Source organism: Polynucleobacter sp. AM-26B4 (assembly GCF_018882285.1).
Classification (GTDB): domain Bacteria; phylum Pseudomonadota; class Gammaproteobacteria; order Burkholderiales; family Burkholderiaceae; genus Polynucleobacter.
Window position 1 is genome coordinate 1 of record NZ_JACVOT010000017.1, and the last position, 203, is coordinate 203.

At 51.2% G+C, this 203-nt stretch carries 1 protein-coding gene; it reads left to right on the forward strand.

The features are described 5' to 3' along the window. A partial coding sequence (locus ICE88_RS08490) for a hypothetical protein (protein ID WP_216252076.1) occupies nucleotides 1-203 on the forward strand: 203 nt, incomplete at both ends.

Genomic DNA, 203 nt, shown 5'->3' on the forward strand with positions numbered 1-203 from the left:
TGGTTACGCTGCTAGCACGACTCGTGCCGTAGGTACAAACGCTAGTGAGGTAGTTGCTACATCAGCCACCGGTACGGATGGCTTCTTGGCTAGCAACTATGACATCACGTATGTATCTGGTAGCTTGGCGATCACAGCTCGTCCGATCACCTTGACTGCGGATAACCGCACGAAGGTTTATGGTGACACATTGAGCTTAGGTA